This is a genomic window from Nocardioides sp. URHA0032, from assembly GCF_000620645.1.
In the GTDB taxonomy this organism is placed as follows: Bacteria; Actinomycetota; Actinomycetes; order Propionibacteriales; family Nocardioidaceae; genus Nocardioides.
This window is the reverse complement of the sequence record NZ_JIAV01000001.1, coordinates 124,833-145,328: the sequence shown is the minus strand read 5'-3', so window position 1 is coordinate 145,328 and position 20,496 is coordinate 124,833. Positions and strand designations below refer to the sequence as shown.

Below are 20,496 nucleotides of genomic sequence, written 5' to 3'. Positions count from 1 at the left end.
CGAGTCGGCGCAGTCTCAGCTGAGACTGCGCCGACTCGGCGTCAGCTCACCCGGTCGATGACGATCGGACCGGGCGTGAACGGCGTGCCCTCGGGCGCGACGTCGTAGCCGCCCTCGAGCGACGCGAGCGCCCGGTCGAAGCGCTCGGCCTCGTCGGTGAGCAGCGTGAACAACGGCTGTCCCGCGGTCACCGGGTCGCCCGGACGGGCGTGCCAGACGACGCCGGCGCCCGCCTGCACCGGGTCCTCCTTGCGGGCCCGGCCGGCACCGAGGCGCCACGCGGCCAGGCCGACTGCCATCGCGTCCAGGCGGGTGAGCACGCCGGACGAGGGCGCGGTCACGACGTGGGACTCGCGCGCCTGCGGGAGCGCGGCGTCGGGGTCGCCGTCCTGCGCCCGGATCATCGCCTTCCAGGCGTCCATGGCCCGGCCCGAGGCCAGCACCTCGGCCGGGTCGACGTCGGTACGCCCGGCGCCGGCGAGCATCTCGCGCGCCAGTGCCAGCGTCAGCTCGACCACGTCGGCGGGTCCGCCGCCGGCCAGCACGTCGACCGACTCCTGCACCTCGACCGCGTTGCCGGCGGTCAGCCCGAGGGGCGTCGACATGTCGGTCAGCAGCGCGACCGTGTGCACCCCGGCATCCTGGCCGAGCGCCACCATCGTCTCGGCCAGCTCGCGCGCGGAGTCGAGCGACTTCATGAACGCGCCGGTGCCGACCTTCACGTCCAGGACGAGCGCGCCGGTGCCTTCCGCGATCTTCTTGGACATGATCGAGGAGGCGATCAGCGGGATCGCCTCGACGGTGCCGGTGACGTCGCGCAGGGCGTAGAGCTTCTTGTCCGCCGGGGCCAGGCCGTCGCCGGCCGCGCAGATCACCGCGCCGACCGACTCCAGCTGGGCCAGCATCTCCTCGTTCGACAGCGCGGCCCGCCAGCCCGGGATCGACTCCAGCTTGTCGAGCGTGCCTCCGGTGTGGCCCAGGCCGCGCCCCGAGAGCTGGGGGACGGCGACGCCGCACGCGGCCACCAGCGGGGCCAGCGGCAGCGTGATCTTGTCGCCGACGCCCCCGGTGGAGTGCTTGTCGGCGGTCGGGCGCGAGAGGCTGGAGAAGTCCATCCGCTCCCCCGACGCGATCATCGCGCCGGTCCAGCGGGAGATCTCGCGACGGTTCATGCCGTTGAGCAGGACCGCCATCGCCAGCGCCGCCATCTGCTCGTCGGCGACGTCGCCGCGGGTGTAGGCGTCGATCACCCAGTCGATCTGGCTGTCGGTGAGCTCGTGGCGGTCCCTCTTGGCGAGGATCACCTCGACGGCGTCGTGTCGGGTCGGCATGCCCGGAACCCTAGGCGAGGTCCTCTGGCCCGAAGGCATCCGGGAGCACCTCGGCCATCGTCCTGATACCGGACACGGTCCAGACCAGGAGCTCCGGCCCGCCGTTCTCGAAGAGCAGCTGCCGGCAGCGGCCGCAGGGCATGATCACGTCGCCGTCGCCGTTCACGCAGACGAAGTGGGTCAGCCGTCCGCCACCGCCCAGGTGCAGGTCGCTGACCAGCCCGCACTCGGCGCACAGGGTCACGCCGTACGCCGCGTTCTCGACGTTGCAGCCGGCGACGACCCGCCCGTCCGAGACCCGCGCGGCGGCGCCGACGCGATACTTCGAGTACGGCGCGTAGGCGTGCGTGGCCGCCTCGTCGGCGACCGCACGCAGCTCGGCCCAATCGGCCTCGGTAGCCCCCACGAGCCCACCCTAACCGTTACACAATCTTTCCCGCGTAACGGCTGGCTGACACGACGATGGACGGTACGGTGACCGACTGTCGCGCCGTATCCGACGGGCGAAGATTCTGGAGGCAATAGTGAACAAGTTGAGGAAGGCCGCAGGCGGCGGCGTTGCCGCCCTGGTGGCCGCGACCATGCTGGCGGCATGTGGCAGCGCACCGGACGAGTCCAGTGGCGGCAGCGACGGCGGCAGCACCAGCGCGGCGTCGGACTTCCTGCCCTGCATCGTCTCCGATGCGGGCGGCTTCGACGACAAGTCGTTCAACCAGCTGAGCTACGAGGGCGTGAAGCAGGCCGCGGACGAGCTCGGCACCGACTTCAAGGCCGTCGAGTCCAACAGCGACGCGGACTACGCGCCGAACATCGACAACCTGGTCTCCCAGAACTGCGACGTCATCGTGACCGTCGGCTTCAACCTCGCGGCCGCGACCAAGGACGCCGCCAAGGCCAACCCGGACATCAAGTTCGTCCTCATCGACGACGCCGCCGACGGTGGCGACGACGGCCAGACGTTCGACGGCAAGGCCGACGAGCCGAACATCAAGCCGCTGCTCTACGACACCGCACAGGCCGCGTTCCTCGCGGGCTACGCCGCGGCTGACTACAGCAAGACCGGCGTCGTCGGCACCTACGGCGGCCAGCCGTACCCGACCGTCACCATCTTCATGGACGGCTTCAAGCAGGGCGCCGACTACTACAGCCAGGAGAACGGCAAGGACGTCAAGGTCGTCGGCTGGGACGGCAAGAACGGCTCCTTCACCGGTGGCTTCGAGGCCAACGAGAAGGCGACGAACACCGCCAAGCAGATCATCGACCAGGACGCCGACGTGATCCTGCCGGTCGGTGGCCCGATCTACCAGGGCGCCGTCACCGCCATCGGCGACTCCGGCAAGGACATCGCGATGATCGGCGTCGACGCCGACCTGTTCGAGACCGACCCGACCACGCAGGACGTCGTGCTGACGTCGATCATGAAGAACATGAAGGTCTCGACCTACGAGGCGATCATGTCCGCGCAGAAGGACCCCGACAACTTCGACTTCAGCCCGTACGTCGGCACGCTCGAGAACGACGGCGTCGGCATCGCGCCGTTCCACAACTTCGACAGCAAGGTCGACCCGGGCCTGCAGGGCAAGCTGGACGACATTAAGAAGGGGATCATCGACGGCTCCATCCCGGTGAACTCCTACCTGAACCCGTCCTGATCCCGGCTCTGACCCGGTAGTACGAACAGTCCCACCGAGAGGGGAAGGTCGGCTCACGCCGACCTTCCCCTTCTCGCACTCCTACGCCCCCACGCCACTAGGATCCCGTCCCATGAAGCTCGTCCTCCGCGGCATCACGAAGCGGTTCGGCACGCTGGTCGCCAACGACGCCATCTCCCTCACCGTCGAACCCGGCGAGATCCACGCCCTCCTCGGCGAGAACGGCGCGGGCAAGTCCACGCTGATGAACGTCCTCTACGGCCTCTACCAGGCCGACGAGGGTGAGATCGAGCTCGACGGCGCCGTCCAGCACTTCTCGGGTCCCGGCGACGCGATCGCCGCCGGCATCGGCATGGTCCACCAGCACTTCATGCTGATCCCGGTCTTCACCGTCGCCGAGAACGTCATGCTCGGCAACGAGTCGACCGGCTTCGCGGGCTCCCTCGACCTCGACGCGGCCCGCCGCCGGGTCAAGGAGATCTCCGACCAGTTCGGGTTCGACGTGAACCCCGACGCGCTCGTCGAGGACCTCCCCGTCGGCGTCCAACAGCGCGTCGAGATCATCAAGGCCCTGTCGCGCGACGCCCAGGTGCTGGTGCTCGACGAGCCCACCGCCGTGCTGACGCCGCAGGAGACCGACGAGCTGATGCAGATCATGCGTGAGCTCAAGGAGGCCGGGAAGGCCATCGTCTTCATCACCCACAAGCTGCGCGAGGTGCGGGCGGTCGCCGACAAGATCACGGTGATCCGGCTCGGCAAGGTCGTGGGCCAGGCCGAGCCCACCGCGAGCAACGCCGAGCTCGCCTCGCTGATGGTCGGCCGTCCGGTCGAGCTGACGGTCCACAAGGACCCGGCCACGCCGGGCGACGAGCTGCTCGTCGTCGACCGCCTCCGGGTCTTCGACGACGCGGGACGCGTCCACGTCGACGACGTCAGCTTCTCGATCCGGACCGGCGAGATCCTCGCGGTCGCCGGCGTCCAGGGCAACGGCCAGACCGAGCTCACCGAGGCCCTGATGGGGCTCCAGGACCACGTCCAGGGGTCCATCCGCCTCGACGGCGAGGAGCTGGTCGGCCGCTCGGTCCGCCACGTGCTCGACTCCGGCGTCGGCTTCATCCCCGAGGACCGGCAGGTCGAGGGCCTGGTCGGTGAGTTCACCATCGCCGAGAACCTCATGCTGAACCGCAGCCACAGCGGGCCGTTCGTCCGCCGGGGGTCGCTCGTGCTGGACGAGCTGGAGAAGTTCGCCGAGGAGAAGGTGCGCGAGTACGACGTGCGCGCCGCCGGGGTGACCTCGCTCGCCGAGGAGCTGTCCGGCGGCAACCAGCAGAAGGTCGTGGTGGCCCGCGAGCTCTCCCGGGACATCAAGCTCCTCGTCGCGGCCCAACCGACGCGCGGCGTCGACGTCGGCTCGATCGAGTTCATCCACAAGCAGATCGTGGCCGGCCGCGACGCCGGCGTCGCCGTCCTGGTGGTCTCCACCGAGCTGGACGAGGTGGCGGCCCTGGCCGACCGGATCATGGTGCTCTACCGGGGTCGGGTGGTCGGCATCGTCCCCGGCGACACACCCAGAGAGGTGCTCGGACTGATGATGACCGGAGAGCGTCCGGAAGGGGCGATCGCATGAACACCCCACGAAACTGCGGGCTTCCCCCGCTTCGCTCCTCCAGCCCACACTTCCGAGGGGACCCCGCGTGAGCAGCGCCGTCGAGGCCGAGCAGCAGCCGCCCACCGAGCCGGAGCAGCCCCCGCAGCAGGACCGCTGGGGCACCGCCCTGCGTGAGATCGCCTCCGGGAGCATGTTCAACGGCTTTCTCGCCGTCCTCCTGGCGGTCCTCGTCGGCTCGGTGCTCATCGCCGTCACCGACGAGAACGTGCGGTCGGCGGCCGGCTACATCGGGGCGCGGCCCGGGGACTTCTTCAACGCGACCTGGGACGCCATCTGGGGCGCCTACACGGCGCTGTTCCGCGGGTCGGTCTACAACACCGACGCCGAGAACTTCCAGCTGGGCGTCAAGCCGCTGACCGAGACCGCCAAGTTCGCGGCGCCGCTGATCGTCTCCGGACTCGGCGTCGGCGTCGCGTTCCGCGCGGGCCTGTTCAACATCGGCGGCCGCGGCCAGATGCTGATCGCCGGCGCGGCGGCGGGCTGGGTCGGCTACCAGTTCGACCTCCCGGCGGTCCTGCACCTGACCCTGGCCCTCGTCGCGGCCATGGTCGGCGGGGCCCTGTGGGCCGGCATCGCCGGCTTCCTGAAGGCGCGCACCGGCGCCCACGAGGTGATCGTGACGATCATGCTCAACTACGTGGGGTTCTACCTGGTCTTCTTCGCGCTCTCGAAGCAGAGCCTGCTGCAGGCCCCGAACTCCTTCAATCCGAAGTCGCTGCCGATGAAGGACTCCGCCGTCCTGCCGAAGCTGCTCGGTGACCAGTACAACCTGCACCTCGGCTTCATCATCGCCCTGGTCGCCGTCGCGTTCGCCTGGTGGCTGCTGGACCGGTCTGCGCTCGGCTTCCGCATCCGCGCGGTCGGCATCAATCCCGAGGCGGCCCGGGCGAACGGCATCGACGTCGGCCGCACGTACGTCGTGGTCATGCTGATCGCCGGCGCCCTGATCGGTCTGGCCGGCGCCAACCAGGTCCTCGGCACGGTCACGGGCGGTGTCACCGTCGACCTCGACGCGGGCATCGGCTTCGACGCGATCACCGTGGCGCTGCTCGGCCGCTCGCGGCCGCTGGGCATCCTCGCCGCAGGCATCCTCTTCGGCGCCCTCAAGGCGGGCGGCTTCGCCATGCAGGCGTCCCAGAACATCCCCGTCGACATCGTCCTCGTGGTCCAGTCGCTGATCGTGCTGTTCCTGGCGGCGCCACCCCTGATCCGGACCCTGTTCCGCCTGCCCGCCAAGGAGGCGAAGTGAGCACCACCACCGGTGAGGCCAGCATCCCGATCCACGAGACTCCGCTGGCGGGCGTCACCACTGTGATCGAGAAGAAGACACCGGTGCTCCTGAGCACCCTCGCCCTGCTCCTGCTGGCGATCGTGGCGATCTGGCCGAAGTCGGGCGACACCACCTACCGGCTGGCCGTCCCGAGCGACTTCGCGCAGCTGCCGACCGTGACGGTCCCCTCGACCCTGACCGCCTGGATCGTCGTGGTCGTCTGCGGCCTCTGCGCCGCCTGGTCGGTCGTGCTGTACCGCCGTCACCGGGCCACGCCGCTGTGGCTGGTCGTCGTCTACTCGGTGGCCTGGGTGTTCGGGTTCCTCACCTGGGCCGCCACGGGCGGGACGATCCCTCTCGTCGGCCTCCTCTCCGGGTCGCTGGCGCTCGCCGTACCCCTGGTGTTCGGCGCTCTCGGTGGTGTCCTCGGTGAGCGCTCCGGCGTCGTCAACATCGCCATCGAGGGCCAGCTCCTGGCCGGCGCGTTCGCCGCCGCGATGGTCGCGTCGGTCCTCGACTCCGCCTGGGCCGGTCTCGTGGCCGCCAGCGCGGCCGGCGTGCTGGTGGCGCTGATCCTCGGCCTGTTCGCGATCACCTACTTCGTCGACCAGGTTATCGTCGGCGTCGTCCTCAACGTGCTCGTGCTCGGCCTCACGAGCTTCATGTTCACGCAGGTGCTCGCGCCGAACGCAGCCTCGCTGAACGCCCCACCGCACTTCAAGGCGATCCCGATCCCGGTGCTCGGCGACATCCCGTTGGTCGGCCCGATCTTCTTCCGCCAGACGGTGATCGTCTACCTGCTCTACGTGGCCGTCGCCCTGGTGACCTGGTCGCTGTACCGCAGCAAGTGGGGCCTGCGCGTGCGCGCCGTCGGCGAGCACCCCAAGGCCGCCGACACCGTCGGCATCAAGGTCAACCGGACCCGCTACCGCACGATCCTGATCGCCGGCGCGGTCGCCGGCGTGGGCGGCGCGTTCTACACCCTGGTCTCCGTCCCCCAGTTCAACCGGGAGATGACCGGAGGCGCCGGGTACATCGCGCTCGCCGCGGTCATCTTCGGCAAGTGGGACCCGATCCGAGCCACGCTGGCCGCGCTGCTGTTCGGCTTCGCGTCGAACCTGCAGGGCGTGCTGTCCGTGATCGGGTCGCCGGTGCCCAGCCAGTTCATGCTGATGCTGCCGTACGTCGTGACGATCTTCGCGGTCGCCGGACTGGTCGGACGCTCCCGGCCGCCGGCGGCGGACGGCATCCCCTACCGCAAGGGCTAGCGGTCTGCCGGTCGGGCCAGCGCGGCGACCCCGGCGTGCGCGAGCACCTTCGCGCCGATCGCGACGGCGCGCTCGTCGACCTGCAGGTTGCCCTGGTGGAGGTCGTAGACCGGGCCGCCGGGCGTGCGGGTGCCGAGGCGCCCCATCGCTCCCGCCACGCGGTCGAGGTACCAGCCGAAGTCCTCGCCCCCGAGGCTCTGCTGGGTGGGGACGTGCCCACGCGTGCCGACCACCCGCTCGACCGCGTGGCCGAGCAGCACGATCGACTCCACGTCGTTCACCACCGGGGGCACACCGCGCTGGTAGTCGACCTGCGCGACGACGCCGTACGGCGCCACGATCTGCTCGACCAGCACCGGCACCAGCTTCTCCGCCTCCGACCAGGCCACCGCGTCGAGCATCCGCACGGTGCCGCCGATGCGCCCGGTCGCCGGGATCACGTTGTGGGCGGAGCCCGCCTCGACGATGCCCCACACCACGCTGACGCCGGCCCGCGGGTCCAGCCGACGGGACAGGATCGCGGGCAGCTCGGTGACGACCTTGGCGAGGGCGTAGGTGAGGTCCTCGGTCAGGTGCGGACGCGACGTGTGCCCGCCCGAACCGCTCAGGGTGACCTCGAGGTGGTCCGCGGCGCCGGTCATCGGGCCCTCCCTCAGCCCGACCTTGCCGACGTCCAGGCTCGGGTCGCAGTGCAGTCCGAAGATCCGCTCCACGTCGGCGAGGGCGCCCTGCTCGATGAGGGACAACGCCCCGCCGGGCATCACCTCCTCGGCCGGCTGGAACAGCAGCCGGACCCGGCCGGGCAGCAGGCCCCGGTCGTGGACGGAGCCGAGCGCGACGGCGGCGCCGACCAGCGCCGCGGTGTGCACGTCGTGGCCGCAAGCGTGCGTGACGCCCTCGACGGTGCTCGACCACGGGTCGTCGGTGAGGTCGGGCACGGGCAGCGCGTCCAGGTCGGCGCGCAGCGCGACGACGGGGCCGGTCTCGCCGATCTCGGCGACCAGGCCGGTGCGCGGCAGCTGCGTCACCCGCCAGCCGTGCCGGCCGAGCCAGGACTCCACGAGCGCCGTGGTGCGGATCTCCCGCCATGACAGCTCGGGGTGGGCGTGCAGGTCGCGGCGCAGCGCGATCAGCTCGCCGGCGCACTCCTCCACGGCGGCGTCGACCACCGCACCGGCATCGGGGACCTCAGGCATCGGGTCGAGCCTAGTTCACCCGGGAGTGGCGGTGCGGGCCCCGTCCATCGACTCGGGCCCGCACCGCGTTCCGACTGGCGTCAGCCGGCGGTCAGCCGACCGTCGAGAACTTCAGGACCTTGCCGTGCGGGTCGTCCGGGTTGCCGCGCAGGTCGGTGTCGGTCGCGTACAGGTCCGTGCCGTTCAGCTCCACGCCGCCGGGACCACCGGAGACCTCGGTGAACACCGACGGGTCCCCGCCGAGCGGCTTCGCCAGGACGTTGCCGGCGAACAGCTGCGAGATGTACGCCGTACCGGTGGGACTGATCGCCAGGCCGACAGGCCCGAAGAGCCCACTGCCCTGCGACGCGACCGCCCCGGTGGCCGGGTCGACCTGGTAGACGGCGCCGACCGGCAGGAACTCGCCGAGGCCGCCGCCCAGGGTGGTCACGTAGAGCTTGCCGTCAGGCCCGAGCTCGACGTCGGTCGGGACCGGCTCGCCCTTGAAGGTCCTGCCGTGCGTGCACTTCGGCAGCCCCAGCCCCTTGCGCAGCTTCTTGTTGACCGTGACCTTGACCGCGGGGAGCACCGCGACGGTCCTGATGCCGGTCGCGTCGACCGCGAGGATGGCGTTGCCGGCGGCGTCGGCGACGTAGGTCGTCGCACCGACCACGGCCGTCGCGTACGGGTGGGAGTCCTTGATGCCGTGGTACCTGACCACGAAGGGACGCACGTCCTTCGGGATGCGGTGCTTGCAGGACCTCGAGAGTCCGCTGATGCCGTAGGTCCGGTTGCCGTCGGGGTTGTGGGCCTTCTCGTAGGCCCACGTGTTCGCGATCTCGGCCTGGTCGTACCCGTCGCCGTTCGGCGTCAGGGTGTACACGCGTGAGTCGTGGAAACCGGTCGTGGTGAACGTGACCACGTCGCCGGACACCGACACGCCGCCGACCTCGCGCTGGGCCTCGTCGGCGTAGATCGGGGTCGCCTCGCCGCCAGGGGTGATCTTGTCGAGGACGGACTTGTTGTTCTCCGTCACGTACACGGTGCCGTCGGCCGCGACGGCGAGCGTGAGCGGCGAGACGAGGCCGTCGGCGAGGGTGTCCGGGTCGGCAGCGTTCGCCGCGGGGGCGAACGCGGTGGCCACGAGCGAGAACGCTGCTGCCGCCAGCGGGATCAGGGGGGTTCGACGCATGTGCTTCCTCCGTAGGTGTTCACGATGAGGTCGCCAGTCTTGGCGGCCCGGTGTCCCAAGAGCACGGGGCATGGGTCCCTGATACGCGGGATATGCGGACGGGTCCGTCGGAAGCCGGAAATCGGCCGGAGTGGTCCAGACCGATCGGCCCGGTCAGCCGGCGTCGTAGGCCTGGAGGATCCGGTCGGCGGCGACGGTCGCGGGCAGCTCGCCGGACAGCACGGCCTCGCTCAGCTCGGTGCGGATCGCGCGGACGGCGGACGAGTGCCGGAGCCGCTGCTCGAGCTCGTCGCGGACCAGCGCCCAGGTGAAGTCGAGCTGCTGCGCCGCACGCTTGCGGGCCAGGCCCTCGGCTCCGAGGTGGTGGCGGTGCTCGAGCACCCGGTCCCACACGTCGTCGACGCCGTCGTCCTCCAGGGCGGAGCAGGTCACCACCGGCGGCGCCCACTCCCCCCTGCCGCGGACCATCCGCAACGCCCCGGCCAGGTCCCGGGCGGCCACCCGGGCCTCCTGGAGGCGGTCGCCGTCGGCCTTGTTCACCGCGATGACGTCGGAGATCTCCAGGATGCCCTTCTTGATCCCCTGGAGCTGGTCCCCGGTGCGCGCGAGGGTCAGGAAGAGGAAGGTGTCGACCATCCCCGCCACGGTCACCTCGGACTGGCCGACGCCCACGGTCTCGACCAGCACGACGTCGTACGCCGACGCCTCCAGCACGGCCATCGCCTGCACGGTCGCCCGCGCCACGCCACCGAGCGTGCCGGCGCTCGGCGAGGGCCGGACGAAGGCGGCCGGATCGGTGGCCAGCCGGGCCATCCGGGTCTTGTCGCCGAGCACCGACCCGCCCGTGCGCACGCTGGACGGGTCGACAGCGAGCACGCCGACCCGGTGGCCGGCGGCGGTCAGGCGGGTGCCGAGCGCCTCGATGAACGTGGACTTCCCGACCCCGGGCACGCCGCTGATCCCGACCCGGACCGCCTCGCGCTGCTCGATCCCGGCCAGCAGCTCCCGGGCCTGCTCGCGGTGCCGGGGCCTGGTCGACTCCACCAGCGTGATCGCCTGGGAGACCGCGGCCCGCCGACCCGCACGGATGCCCTCGAGGAGCGCGCTCACGTCCGCCACGGCCGCGAGTCTAGGGCTTGCGATCGCGACCCCTAGAGGTGCAAGGTATGCGTACCTCGTACTTCTAGGTACCAGGAGGCACCCGTGCGCATCGACAAGGACCTGGTGGCCGCCTCGGCCACCCCGCTCGTGCTCGGCATCCTGGTCGAGGGCGAGTCCTACGGCTACGCCATCGGCAAGCGCGTCCACGAGCTCTCGCAGGGTCGGCTGGCCTGGACCGACGGCATGCTCTACCCGCTGCTCCACCGGCTCGAGCGGCTCGGGTACGTCGACGCCGCCTGGCAGGTCTCCGAGCAGGGCCGGCGCCGCAAGCACTACGCGATCACGGGACCCGGCCGGGACGCGCTCGGCGAGCAGCAGCGGCAGTGGACCGCGGTCACCGAGACCCTGGACCGGCTCTGGCGCGACGGCCCGGCGCCCGCACGCGCGGTCTCGCTGGGAGGTGCCCGATGAGCCTGGACCAGGAGATCGGTCGCTGGCGCGGCCACGTCGAGCGGCACCGGGCGATCTCGGCGCGCGACGTGGACGAGATGGAGGCCCACCTGCGCGACCAGGTCAACGACCTGGTCGCCGTCGGACTGGAGGACGACGAGGCGTTCCTGGTGGCCGTGAAGCGGATCGGGAACCTGGACGCGGTCTCGCAGGAGTTCGCCCAGGAGCACACCGAGCGGCTCTGGAAGCAGCTCGTCACGAGCGAGGAGCCGGCGTACCGTCCCAGCGCTGACCTCTGGCTCACGATCGCGCTCGCCATCGGCGCGGCGGTCGCGGTCCGGCTCGCGGTGGCCGTACTCAACCCCGAGCGGGCGGCCCTCAACGCCGCGCTGCTGGTCCTGCCGTTCGTCACCGCCTACTTCCTGCACAAGCGCCGGGCCGCGGCCGTGACCGTGGGCGCAGCGGTCGCGGCGTACGCCGCGACCGCGGTCCTGCTCAACGTCTACCCCTTCGACGTCGACGGCACCACGGCCCCGATCGCCGCGATCCACGCCGCGGTCGCGCTGTGGCTGCTCGGAGTCGGGATCGCGTACGCCGGGGGGCGCTGGCGCTCGGACCGGCGACGGATGGACTTCATCCGGTTCGCCGGCGAGATCGTTGTCTACTACGCGCTGCTCGCGCTGGGCGGCGGCGTCCTCGTCGGACTCTGCGCCGGCGCGTTCGAGGCCGCGGGGGTCACCATCGACGACTGGCTGGCGCAGACCGTGCTGCCCTGCGGCGCCGCAGGCGCCGTGGTGGTCGCGGCCTGGCTGGTCGAGGCGAAGCAGGGCGTCATCGAGAACATCGCCCCGGTGCTCACCAAGGTGTTCACGCCGCTGACGGTCGTGATGCTGGTCGCGGTCGGTGGCGCGTTCATCGCCAGCCCGGGCGTCCTCGCGGTCGACCGGAGCCTGCTGCTGGTCATGGACCTGATCCTGGTCCTCGTGGTCGGCTTGGTGCTCTACGCACTCTCCGCGCGCGAGCGGGACGAGCCGCCGGGGATCTTCGACGCGCTCCAGCTCGGCCTGGTCGTGGTCGCGCTGCTCGTCGACGCGCTCGTCGCCGTCGCCATGGTGAGCCGGGTCGCGGAGTGGGGGTGGTCGGCGAACCGGGTCACCGCCCTCGGGCTGAACGTGGTGCTCCTGGTCAACCTGGTCTGGTCGGCGTGGCTGAGCTGGGGCTTCCTGCGCCACCGGCACGGCCTGGGACGGCTCGAGCGGTGGCAGACGTCGTACCTGCCGGTGTACGCCGCGTGGGCGGTCGCCGTGACCGTCGTGGTGCCGCCGGTGTTCGGCTTCGGCTAGTGGCCGAGCTGCTCGCGCAGCCGCGCGAGCAGGTCGAGCGCCGACTCGGCGATCACAGTGCCGGGCAGGAACACCGCGGCCGCGCCCATCTCGGTGAGCGTGGGCACGTCGTCGGGCGGGATGACGCCGCCGATGACGACCATGATGTCGGGGCGGCCCTGCTCGGCCAGCGCCTGCTTCAGCGCCGGCAGCAGGGTCAGGTGGCCGGCCGCCAGCGACGAGACCCCGACGATGTGCACGTCCGCGTCGACGGCCTGCTGGGCCACCTCCTCCGGCGTGGAGAACAGCGGCCCCACGTCGACGTCGAAGCCCATGTCCGCGAAGGCGCTCACGACGACCTTCTGGCCGCGGTCGTGGCCGTCCTGGCCCATCTTGGCGACCAGGATGCGCGGGCGGCGACCCTCGGACTCCTCGAACTCCGCGGTCGCGTCGAGCACCTGCTGCACCAGCGTGTCGCCCGACTCGGACGAGGTGTCCCTGAACACGCCGCTGATCGTACGGATCACGGCCTGGTGGCGCCCGTAGACCTTCTCCAGCGCCGCCGAGATCTCGCCCACGGTGGCCTTCGCCCGGGCCGCGTCGACCGCCAGCTCGAGCAGGTTGCCTCCCCCGGACCGGGCATCGCCACGCTCGGCGGCGTTGGTGAGCGCCTCGAGCGTGCGCCGGACGTCCTCGTCGTCCCGCTCGGCCCGGAGCCGCTCCAGCTTCGCGACCTGCTGCCGGTAGACGTCGTCGTTGTCGACCTTGAGGACGTCCAGCTTGTCCTCGGCCGCGAGCCGGAAGGTGTTCACGCCGATCACCTTCTGCGCGCCCGAGTCGATCCGGGCCTGGGTGCGCGCGGCGGCCTCCTCGATGCGCATCTTCGGGATGCCCTGCTCGATCGCGGCCGCCATGCCGCCGGCCGCCTCGGCCTCGAGGATGTGCGCCCACGCCCGCTCGGCGAGGTCGTGGGTCAGCCGCTCGACGTAGTAGCTGCCGCCCCAGGGGTCGATGGTCCCGGTCGTGCCGCTCTCCTGCTGCAGCAGCAGCTGGGTGTTGCGGGCGATCCGCGCCGAGAAGTCGGTCGGCAGCGCGATCGCCTCGTCCAGCGCGTTGGTGTGCAGCGACTGGGTGTGTCCCTGGGTGGAGGCCATCGCCTCGATGCAGGTGCGCTGCACGTTGTTGAAGACGTCCTGTGCGGTCAGCGACCAGCCGGAGGTCTGGCTGTGCGTGCGCAGGCTGAGCGACTTCGGGCTCTTCGGGTCGAACTCGCGCACCAGTCGGGCCCAGAGCGCGCGGGCCGCGCGCATCTTGGCGATCTCCATGAAGAAGTTCATGCCGATCGCCCAGAAGAACGACAGCCGTGGCGCGAAGCGGTCGATGTCCAGGCCCGCGGCCAGACCAGCGCGGATGTACTCGACACCGTCGGCCAGCGTGTACGCCAGCTCCAGGTCGGCGGTAGCACCGGCCTCCTGGATGTGGTAGCCGGAGATCGAGATCGAGTTGAACCGCGGCATCCGCTCGGCGGTGTACTGGAAGATGTCGCTGATGATCCGCATGCTCGGCGCCGGCGGGTAGATGTAGGTGTTGCGGACCATGAACTCCTTGAGGATGTCGTTCTGGATGGTCCCCGCGAGCTGCTCCGGCTTCACCCCCTGCTCCTCGGCCGCCGCGATGTAGAGCGCCATGATCGGGAGCACGGCGCCGTTCATGGTCATCGACACCGACATCTCGTCGAGCGGGATGCCGTCGAACAGCGTGCGCGCGTCGTAGATCGAGTCGATCGCGACACCCGCCATGCCGACGTCACCGCGCACCCGCGGGTGGTCGGAGTCGTAGCCCCGGTGGGTGGCCAGGTCGAACGCGACGGAGAGGCCCTTCTGCCCGGCCGCCAGGTTGCGGCGGTAGAAGGCGTTCGACTCCTCCGCGGTCGAGAACCCGGCGTACTGCCGGATCGTCCACGGCTGCGTCGTGTACATGGTCGGGTAGGGGCCGCGCAGGAACGGGCTCAGGCCGGGCAGCGTGTCGAGCGCGTCGAGGCCCTCGAGGTCCCGTGGGCCGTAGATCGGCTTGATCTCGATGCCCTCGGGCGACAGCCAGGGCTCGCCGCTGAAGCTCTTCGGGACGCTCATCCGAGCACCTCCCGGGTCCGGGTCAGGAAGTCGAGGGCGTCCACGCCCATCGCGCAGGAGTCGTCGGCCCAGTCGACCGGCTTGCCGGCGACCACGACGCGCGTGGCTCCGGCCGCGCGCAGGGCCTGCGCGGCGGCCTCGCCCCACTCCCGATAGGTCGGGTCGGCACCGGCCAGGCACACCACGGGCTGACCGGCGTACGCCGCCAGGAGCTCGTCGACGCCCGCGGTGGGGCCGGCCAGGTCGACGGCGATGCCGCCCGCCGCCAGCAGGTTGCTGGCGAAGGTCGCTCGGGCCGTGTGCTGCGCCACGGTGCCGAGGGTGGCCAGGAAGACCGGCCTGCCAGCGGGCTCGTCGCGGAGCGCCTCGAAGCTGGCCCCGTAGCGCCGCACCGGGTCGGGCTCCCCCGCGCGCTGCGGGAGCACCTCGGCGAGGTTCGGGAACTCGGTGAGGCCGGTGATCGGACGCTGGCGGGTGGCGACCTGCCGCTCGCGCTCGGCGACGGTGGCCGCGATCTCGTCGGCCAGGTCCGCGCCGTCGTCCAGCCTGCCGAAGATCCCCCACGCGACGGAGGCGAGGTCGTCGGTCAGCTTCTCGACGGCGTACGCGCCCCCCGCGGGGTCCGCGACGTGGGCGACGTGCGACTCGTCGATCAGCAGGTGCGAGGTGTTGCGCGCGATCCGGCGGCCGAACGCGTCGGGGCGGCCGAGCGGGCTGTCGAACGGCAGCACGGTGACGGCGTCCGCGCCCCCGACGCCGGCGGCGAAGGCCGCGACGGTCGTCCGGAGCATGTTCACCCAGGGGTCGAACTTGCTCATCATCGGCCGGCTGGTGACGGCGTGCTGGTGCATCTCGCGGTGCCGAGCCCCGCTCATCTCCAGCACCCGCGCCCAGAGCCGGCGAGCGGCGCGCAGCTTGGCGATGGTCGGGAACTGCTCGTCCGTGGCGGCGTAGCGGAACTCCACGAGCGCCGCCGCCTCGTCGACGGAGGCGCCGGCCTCGGCGAGGGTGCGGAGGTATGCCGTCGCCGCGGCCATCGACCACCCGAGCTCCTGGGCGTCCGAGGCGCCGCGGTCGTGGATCGCGGTCGCGTCGACGACGAAGCACCGGATCCCGCGCTCGAGCGCGAGGCGCGCCAGGTCCGCGGTGGCGTCGGCGACCGGGACGCCGAGGTTCGTCGCGGGGTGCAGCTCCCGTCCCTCGGCGTACGCCAGGAAGGCCTGCGGGTCCGCACCGTCGAGGACGACCGGCGCGAGGTCGAGGAGCACTCCCTCCAGGAGCGTCGCCAGGTCGCCTCCGCCGGTGATCCAGAGGCTGGTCACGCCGCCGTCGAGGTCGACCAGCGCCTCGTCGTGGGCGAGCTCGGCGTCGCGGCCGTCGACGTGGGCCCGGATGTCCCAGTCGCCCTGCCGGGTCGGCCGTCCGTGGACCTCCACGTCAGCCACGAGGGCGGCTGTGCCCAGCGGCGTGACGGCGATCCCGTCGAGCGTGGTGCGGGTGAGCCGGTCCCAGACGACCTCGTTCGGATCCTCGTCGGTCACCCGGCGCGACTTGCGGAGCACGGCCGCGGCCTCGCGCTCCCAGTCGGCCACCGTCCACCGGTCCTCGGGGGACGCGAGCTCGAGCGAGCCCTGCGCAGGCTCGAGGTCGGCGGGCTCGTCCAGCCCGCCCTCGACGGTCCCTGGTTCGGTCATGGTGCGAACGATAGGAGTGCTTCCGCGCCACAGCCACTCAGTGTGACGTTTTCCGCTCCCCCGCCGCCTGGCCAGCGGGTCCTGGAAGGTGCGGACCCCGAGCTAGGCGTCCGTGCGGGTCCAGCCGCACCAGGTGACCTGCGAGCCGGCCGACAGGTCGAGCGCCGACTGCCGGTCCGCGACCACGCCGAGGGCCCGCGCCATCCGCACCTCGAGCGGGCTGCGGTCGCCGAGCGCGGCGAGCTTCGCGGCCTCCTCGCGCAGCAGCGCGACGAACCGCTCCAGCCCCGGACCGTCCCCGGTGATGTGCAGCCCCGCCTCGTCGATCCTGACCGCCACGCCCCGATCCGCCATGGCGCCGAGCCAAGCACCGTCCACCGACACCGGACTGATCCCGTTTTCGATCGTTTCGTGACCCGATCGCAACCCGCCGACCGGCAACGAGACCGCGCCTCGCCGGCGTCTCACCGGTATCACCCGAAGCGGGCGATACCGACGCGTGCCGACCGGGCGCAGGCTGGGGACCCACAGCTCGGTCACTCGGGAGGGACGGGCCATGGCACTACTGCTCCACCATCGCGACACCCCTACGCGCACGGGGACGATCCTCAGCGCACTGCTCACCTTGGTGCTGGTCACCGCGATGATCGCGGGCGCGGCCGGGCTCGTGACGTTCGTGTTCGCCAAGCTCCTCGTGGCCGTGCTGAACGGCGCCGCCTCGGGCTAGACCTCGGTCCGGCCGTCGTTGTCCTTGTTGCGGATGCCGATCTTGTTGCCGAGCCACACCAGCGGGTCGTACTTGCGGTCCACGACCCGCTCCTTCATCGGGATGATCGCGTTGTCGGTGATCTTGATGCCCTCGGGGCAGACCTCCGTGCAGCACTTGGTGATGTTGCACATCCCGATGCCGGCGGCACCCTGGGCGAGCGCCCGCCGGTCGTGGGTGTCGAGGGGGTGCATGTCGAGCTCGGCGTACCGCAGGAAGAACCGCGGACCCGCGAACGCCGGCTTGTTGTCCTCGTGGTCGCGGACGACGTGGCAGGTGTTCTGGCACAGGAAGCACTCGATGCACTTGCGGAACTCCTGGCCACGCTCGACGTCGATCTGGGCCATCCGCCGCTTGCCGTCCGCGTCCCGCGGCGGGAGCTGGGCGTACGGCAGCTCCTTGGCCTTCTCGTAGTTGTACGACACGTCCGTGACCAGGTCGCGGATCACCGGGAAGGTCCGCATCGGGGTGACGGTGATCGTCTCGGTCGGCTCGAAGTCCGAGAGCCGGGTCATGCACAGCAGCTTCGGCCGGCCGTTGATCTCGGCGGAGCAGGAGCCGCACTTGCCGGCCTTGCAGTTCCAGCGGATCGCGAGGTCACCGGACTGGGTGGCCTGCAGCCGGTGCAGCGCGTCGAGGACGACCTCCCCCTCGGAGACCTCGACCGTGTAGTCGACGAGCTCGCCGCCGTCGGTGTCGCCGCGCCAGACGCGCATCTTGAGGTCGTAGCCCATGTCCTAGCCTCTCCCCTTGCTCACACTCAGTCGAAGTACTTCTTGAGCTCGTCCGGCATCACCGGGAGCGGCTTCTCGTGCAGGTCGACGCCGGTCCCGCCGGCGTCCAGCGTCACCACGAGGTTCTTGGTCCCCCACACCTCGTTGTCGGTCTTCGGGAAGTCGTCGCGGGTGTGACCGCCACGGGACTCCTCGCGGGCGAGCGCCGCCTTCGCGATCGCCTCCGAGACCAGCAGCATGTTGCGCAGGTCGATGGAGAGGTGCCAGCCCGGGTTGTACTGCCGGTGACCCTCCACGACCATCGTCCTGGCCCGCTCCTTGAACGCCTCGATCTCGCGCAGCGACTCCTCGAGCTCGGCGCCGGTGCGGATGATCCCGACCAGGTCGTTCATCGACTGCTGGAGGTCCTGCTGGATCGTGTACGGGTTCTCCCCGCCCTCGACCTCGAAGGGGGCCAGCGCGCTCGCCTGCGCGGCCTTCAGGTCCTCGTCGCGGATCGCCGGCCGGGCGGCCCCGAGCCCTGCCGCGTACGCCGAGGCCGCCTCGCCGGCCCGCTTGCCGAACACGAGCAGGTCGCCGAGTGAGTTGCCGCCGAGCCGGTTCGATCCATGCATGCCGCCCGAGCACTCGCCCACGGCGTACAGGCCCGTGACCGCGCTCTCCTGGGTGTCCGCGTCGACCTCGACGCCTCCCATCACGTAGTGGCAGGTCGGGCCGATCTCCATGGGCTCCTGGGTGATGTCGACGTCGGCCAGCTCCTTGAACTGGTGGTACATCGACGGCAGCCGCTTGCGGATGAACTCCGGCGTACGGCGCGACGCGATGTCGAGGTAGATGCCGCCGTGCGGCGTGCCCCGGCCGGCCTTGATCTCGGAGTTGATCGCCCGCGCGACCTCGTCACGCGGGAGGAGCTCCGGAGGCCGTCGGTTGTTCTTCTTGTCGTCGTACCAGCGGTCGGCCTCCTCCTCGGTGTCGGCCGTCTCGGACCGGAAGAACTCCGGGATGTAGTCGAACATGAACCGCTTGCCCTCGGAGTTGCGCAGGATGCCGCCGTCGCCGCGCACCGACTCGGTGACCAGCAGCCCCTTCACCGACGGCGGCCAGACCATGCCGGTCGGGTGGAACTGCACGAACTCCATGTTGATCAGCGCGGCGCCCGCCCGGAGCGCCAGGGCGTGGCCGTCGCCGGTGTACTCCCACGAGTTCGACGTGACCTTGAAGGACTTGCCGATGCCGCCGGTCGCGAGGATCACCGTGGGGGCGTCGAAGGTGATGAAGCGGCCGGTCTCGCGCCAGTAGCCGAAGGCGCCGCTGATGCGCTCGCCGTCCTTGAGGAGCTCGGTGACCGTGCACTCCATGAACACGTCGATGCCGAGCTGGACCGTGCGCTGCTGGAGGGTGCGGATCATCTCCAGGCCGGTGCGGTCGCCGACGTGGGCGAGCCGGGCGTACTTGTGGCCGCCGAAGTCGCGCTGCGAGATCAGCCCGTCCTCGGTGCGGTCGAACAGCGCACCCCAGTCCTCGAGCTCCTGGACCCGCTCGGGAGCCTCCTGGGCGTGCAGCTGCGCCATCCGCCAGTTGTTGAGCATCTTCCCGCCGCGCATGGTGTCCCGGAAGTGCACCTCCCAGTTGTCCTCGGGCCAGCGGTTGCCCATCGCCGCCGCGATGCCGCCCTCGGCCATCACCGTGTGCGCCTTGCCCAGCAGCGACTTGCAGACCACCGCCGTCCGCGCACCGGCCTCGTGCGCGGCGATCGCGGCCCGCAGTCCCGCCCCGCCGGCGCCCACGACGACGACGTCGTACTGGTGCCGCTCCATGCCGCCCTCGCTGGCGCCGGACATCTCGTTGCCGGTCATCGGGTGTCGGTCAGTCACTAGAAGAACCTCGGGTCGTCGAACGTGCCGGTCGCCAGCAGGTAGATGTAGAGGTCGACGAGCGCCACGGAGAACAGGGAGTACCAGGCGTACCGCGCGTGGTCGGCGTTGAGCTTCGATACGAAGGTCCACATCCGGTAGCGGACCGGGTGCTTGGAGAAGTGCCGCAGCCGGCCACCGGTGATGTGCCGGCAGGAGTGGCAGGAAAGCGTGTACAGCCAGATCAGCGCGACGTTGACCCACATCAGCACGGTGCCGAGGCCCATGTGGATGCCGTCCGACTCACCCGGGGCGGGGCCGAACGCGAGGATCGCGTCGTAGGTGAGGATCAGCGCGACCACGACCGCGGCGTACCAGAACCAGCGGTGGATGTTCTGGAGGATCAGCGGGAACCGCGTCTCGCCGGTGTACTTGCCGTGCGGCTCGGCGACCGCGCAGGCCGGCGGCGACAGCCAGAACGCCCGGTAGTACGCCTTGCGGTAGTAGTAGCAGGTGAGCCGGAAGCCGAGCGGGAAGATCAGGATGATCAGCGCTGGCGAGAGGCTCCACCAGGTGATCGGGTTGCCGAAGTCCGAGGATCCCGCCGTGCAGGAGTCCGTCAGGCAGGGCGAGTAGAACGGCGACAGGTACGGCTCCGAGAAGTAGTTGTCGCCGTCGAAGGCCCGCCAGGTGGCGTAGACGACGAACGCCGCGAAGACCACGAACGTCGCTGCCGGGTAGAGCCACCAGGTGTCCGTGCGGAGCGTCTTCGCCCCGATCCGGGCCCGGGTGGGCCCGTCGACACCTGTCGAACCTGCTGCCGTCTCTCGCGCGTCCGTCGACGCCATCGCCACCTCCGCTGGGTCGGGTGCCTGTGCAGTCTGCAC

At 71.0% G+C, this 20,496-nt stretch carries 18 protein-coding genes; 7 read left to right on the top strand and 11 right to left on the bottom strand.

The genetic code is table 11. The features are described from left to right. Positions 1-41 precede the first annotated feature (41 nt). Together N538_RS0100680 and N538_RS0100675 are read right to left on the bottom strand one after the other, a co-directional pair. On the bottom strand, positions 42-1,331 hold the full coding sequence (locus tag N538_RS0100680) for a thymidine phosphorylase (protein ID WP_028635689.1): 1,290 nt from the start codon (positions 1,329-1,331) through the stop codon (positions 42-44). A 10-nt stretch (positions 1,332-1,341) separates the two neighbouring features. Beyond that, a complete protein-coding gene (locus N538_RS0100675; RefSeq protein ID WP_028635688.1) occupies positions 1,342-1,737 on the bottom strand; it encodes a cytidine deaminase in 396 nt (131 codons plus the stop codon). Between the two features lie 118 nt (positions 1,738-1,855). Here N538_RS0100675 and N538_RS0100670 point away from each other — a divergent pair, with 118 nt between their 5' ends. The 4 genes from N538_RS0100670 to N538_RS0100655 all read left to right on the top strand — a co-directional run bounded on the left by N538_RS0100670 (position 1,856) and on the right by N538_RS0100655 (position 7,190). Then, a complete protein-coding gene (locus N538_RS0100670) occupies positions 1,856-2,983 on the top strand; it encodes a BMP family lipoprotein (RefSeq protein ID WP_231496097.1) in 1,128 nt (375 codons plus the stop codon). Between the two features lie 112 nt (positions 2,984-3,095). Continuing rightward, complete coding sequence (locus tag N538_RS0100665; protein WP_028635686.1) at positions 3,096-4,610, top strand: ABC transporter ATP-binding protein; 1,515 nt, start codon at positions 3,096-3,098, stop codon at positions 4,608-4,610. 67 nt (positions 4,611-4,677) lie between these two features. Further along, a complete protein-coding gene (locus tag N538_RS23185; RefSeq protein WP_231496096.1) occupies positions 4,678-5,901 on the top strand; it encodes an ABC transporter permease in 1,224 nt (407 codons plus the stop codon). Further along, positions 5,898-7,190: an ABC transporter permease gene (locus tag N538_RS0100655; protein ID WP_081790190.1), complete on the top strand. Its 1,293-nt coding sequence runs from the start codon at positions 5,898-5,900 to the stop codon at positions 7,188-7,190. The genes N538_RS23185 and N538_RS0100655 overlap by 4 nt, the downstream gene beginning before the upstream one ends. On the opposite strand, the gene N538_RS0100650 is transcribed toward N538_RS0100655, so the two are convergent. The 3 genes from N538_RS0100650 to meaB all read right to left on the bottom strand — a co-directional run bounded on the left by N538_RS0100650 (position 7,187) and on the right by meaB (position 10,676). Next, positions 7,187-8,386 carry an amidohydrolase gene (locus N538_RS0100650; protein ID WP_028635684.1) on the bottom strand — a complete coding sequence of 400 codons (1,200 nt, stop codon included), beginning with the start codon at positions 8,384-8,386 and terminating at the stop codon, positions 7,187-7,189. The two genes, N538_RS0100655 and N538_RS0100650, sit on opposite strands and share 4 nt — an antisense overlap. Positions 8,387-8,477: 91 nt before the next feature. After that, positions 8,478-9,557 (bottom strand): ScyD/ScyE family protein, encoded by a 1,080-nt coding sequence (locus N538_RS27040; RefSeq protein ID WP_051548531.1) that lies wholly within the window; start codon positions 9,555-9,557, stop codon positions 8,478-8,480. 153 nt (positions 9,558-9,710) lie between these two features. Further along, entirely contained in the window at positions 9,711-10,676 is a 966-nt protein-coding gene (gene meaB, locus N538_RS0100640; protein ID WP_028635683.1) for a methylmalonyl Co-A mutase-associated GTPase MeaB, read from the bottom strand. 84 nt (positions 10,677-10,760) lie between these two features. On the opposite strand from meaB, the gene N538_RS0100635 reads away from it, so the two are divergent. Next, positions 10,761-11,129: a PadR family transcriptional regulator gene (locus tag N538_RS0100635; protein WP_028635682.1), complete on the top strand. Its 369-nt coding sequence runs from the start codon at positions 10,761-10,763 to the stop codon at positions 11,127-11,129. Continuing rightward, the gene (locus tag N538_RS0100630; protein WP_028635681.1) at positions 11,126-12,451 is read left to right on the top strand and encodes a permease prefix domain 1-containing protein; all 1,326 of its coding nucleotides are present in this window, start codon (positions 11,126-11,128) and stop codon (positions 12,449-12,451) included. The genes N538_RS0100635 and N538_RS0100630 overlap by 4 nt, the downstream gene beginning before the upstream one ends. Here N538_RS0100630 and scpA read toward each other — a convergent pair. The 3 genes from scpA to N538_RS0100615 all read right to left on the bottom strand — a co-directional run bounded on the left by scpA (position 12,448) and on the right by N538_RS0100615 (position 16,595). Beyond that, positions 12,448-14,562, bottom strand: coding sequence for a methylmalonyl-CoA mutase (gene scpA / locus N538_RS23175; protein WP_155991896.1), 2,115 nt, complete (start codon positions 14,560-14,562; stop codon positions 12,448-12,450). The two genes, N538_RS0100630 and scpA, sit on opposite strands and share 4 nt — an antisense overlap. Beyond that, entirely contained in the window at positions 14,559-16,256 is a 1,698-nt protein-coding gene (locus N538_RS0100620) for a methylmalonyl-CoA mutase family protein (protein ID WP_051548529.1), read from the bottom strand. Before N538_RS0100620 ends, scpA begins: the two co-directional genes overlap by 4 nt. A 102-nt stretch (positions 16,257-16,358) precedes the next feature. Beyond that, the gene (locus N538_RS0100615; protein ID WP_155991895.1) at positions 16,359-16,595 is read right to left on the bottom strand and encodes a hypothetical protein; all 237 of its coding nucleotides are present in this window, start codon (positions 16,593-16,595) and stop codon (positions 16,359-16,361) included. Positions 16,596-16,812: 217 nt separating this feature from the next. Here N538_RS0100615 and N538_RS28220 point away from each other — a divergent pair, with 217 nt between their 5' ends. Next, positions 16,813-16,983, top strand: a complete 171-nt coding sequence (locus N538_RS28220; protein ID WP_155991894.1) for a hypothetical protein — start codon at positions 16,813-16,815, stop codon at positions 16,981-16,983. Here the strand turns inward: N538_RS28220 and N538_RS0100605 are convergent. Genes N538_RS0100605 through N538_RS0100595 form a run of 3 tightly spaced genes read right to left on the bottom strand, consistent with a single transcriptional unit; the run spans position 16,980 to position 20,457 of the window. Beyond that, a complete protein-coding gene (locus N538_RS0100605) occupies positions 16,980-17,756 on the bottom strand; it encodes a succinate dehydrogenase/fumarate reductase iron-sulfur subunit (RefSeq protein WP_028635678.1) in 777 nt (258 codons plus the stop codon). The genes N538_RS28220 and N538_RS0100605 overlap by 4 nt on opposite strands. Positions 17,757-17,782: 26 nt before the next feature. Then, positions 17,783-19,630 carry a fumarate reductase/succinate dehydrogenase flavoprotein subunit gene (locus N538_RS0100600; RefSeq protein WP_231496095.1) on the bottom strand — a complete coding sequence of 616 codons (1,848 nt, stop codon included), beginning with the start codon at positions 19,628-19,630 and terminating at the stop codon, positions 17,783-17,785. Further along, the gene (locus N538_RS0100595) at positions 19,630-20,457 is read right to left on the bottom strand and encodes a hypothetical protein (RefSeq protein WP_028635676.1); all 828 of its coding nucleotides are present in this window, start codon (positions 20,455-20,457) and stop codon (positions 19,630-19,632) included. The genes N538_RS0100600 and N538_RS0100595 overlap by 1 nt, the downstream gene beginning before the upstream one ends. Positions 20,458-20,496: the final 39 nt, after the last annotated feature.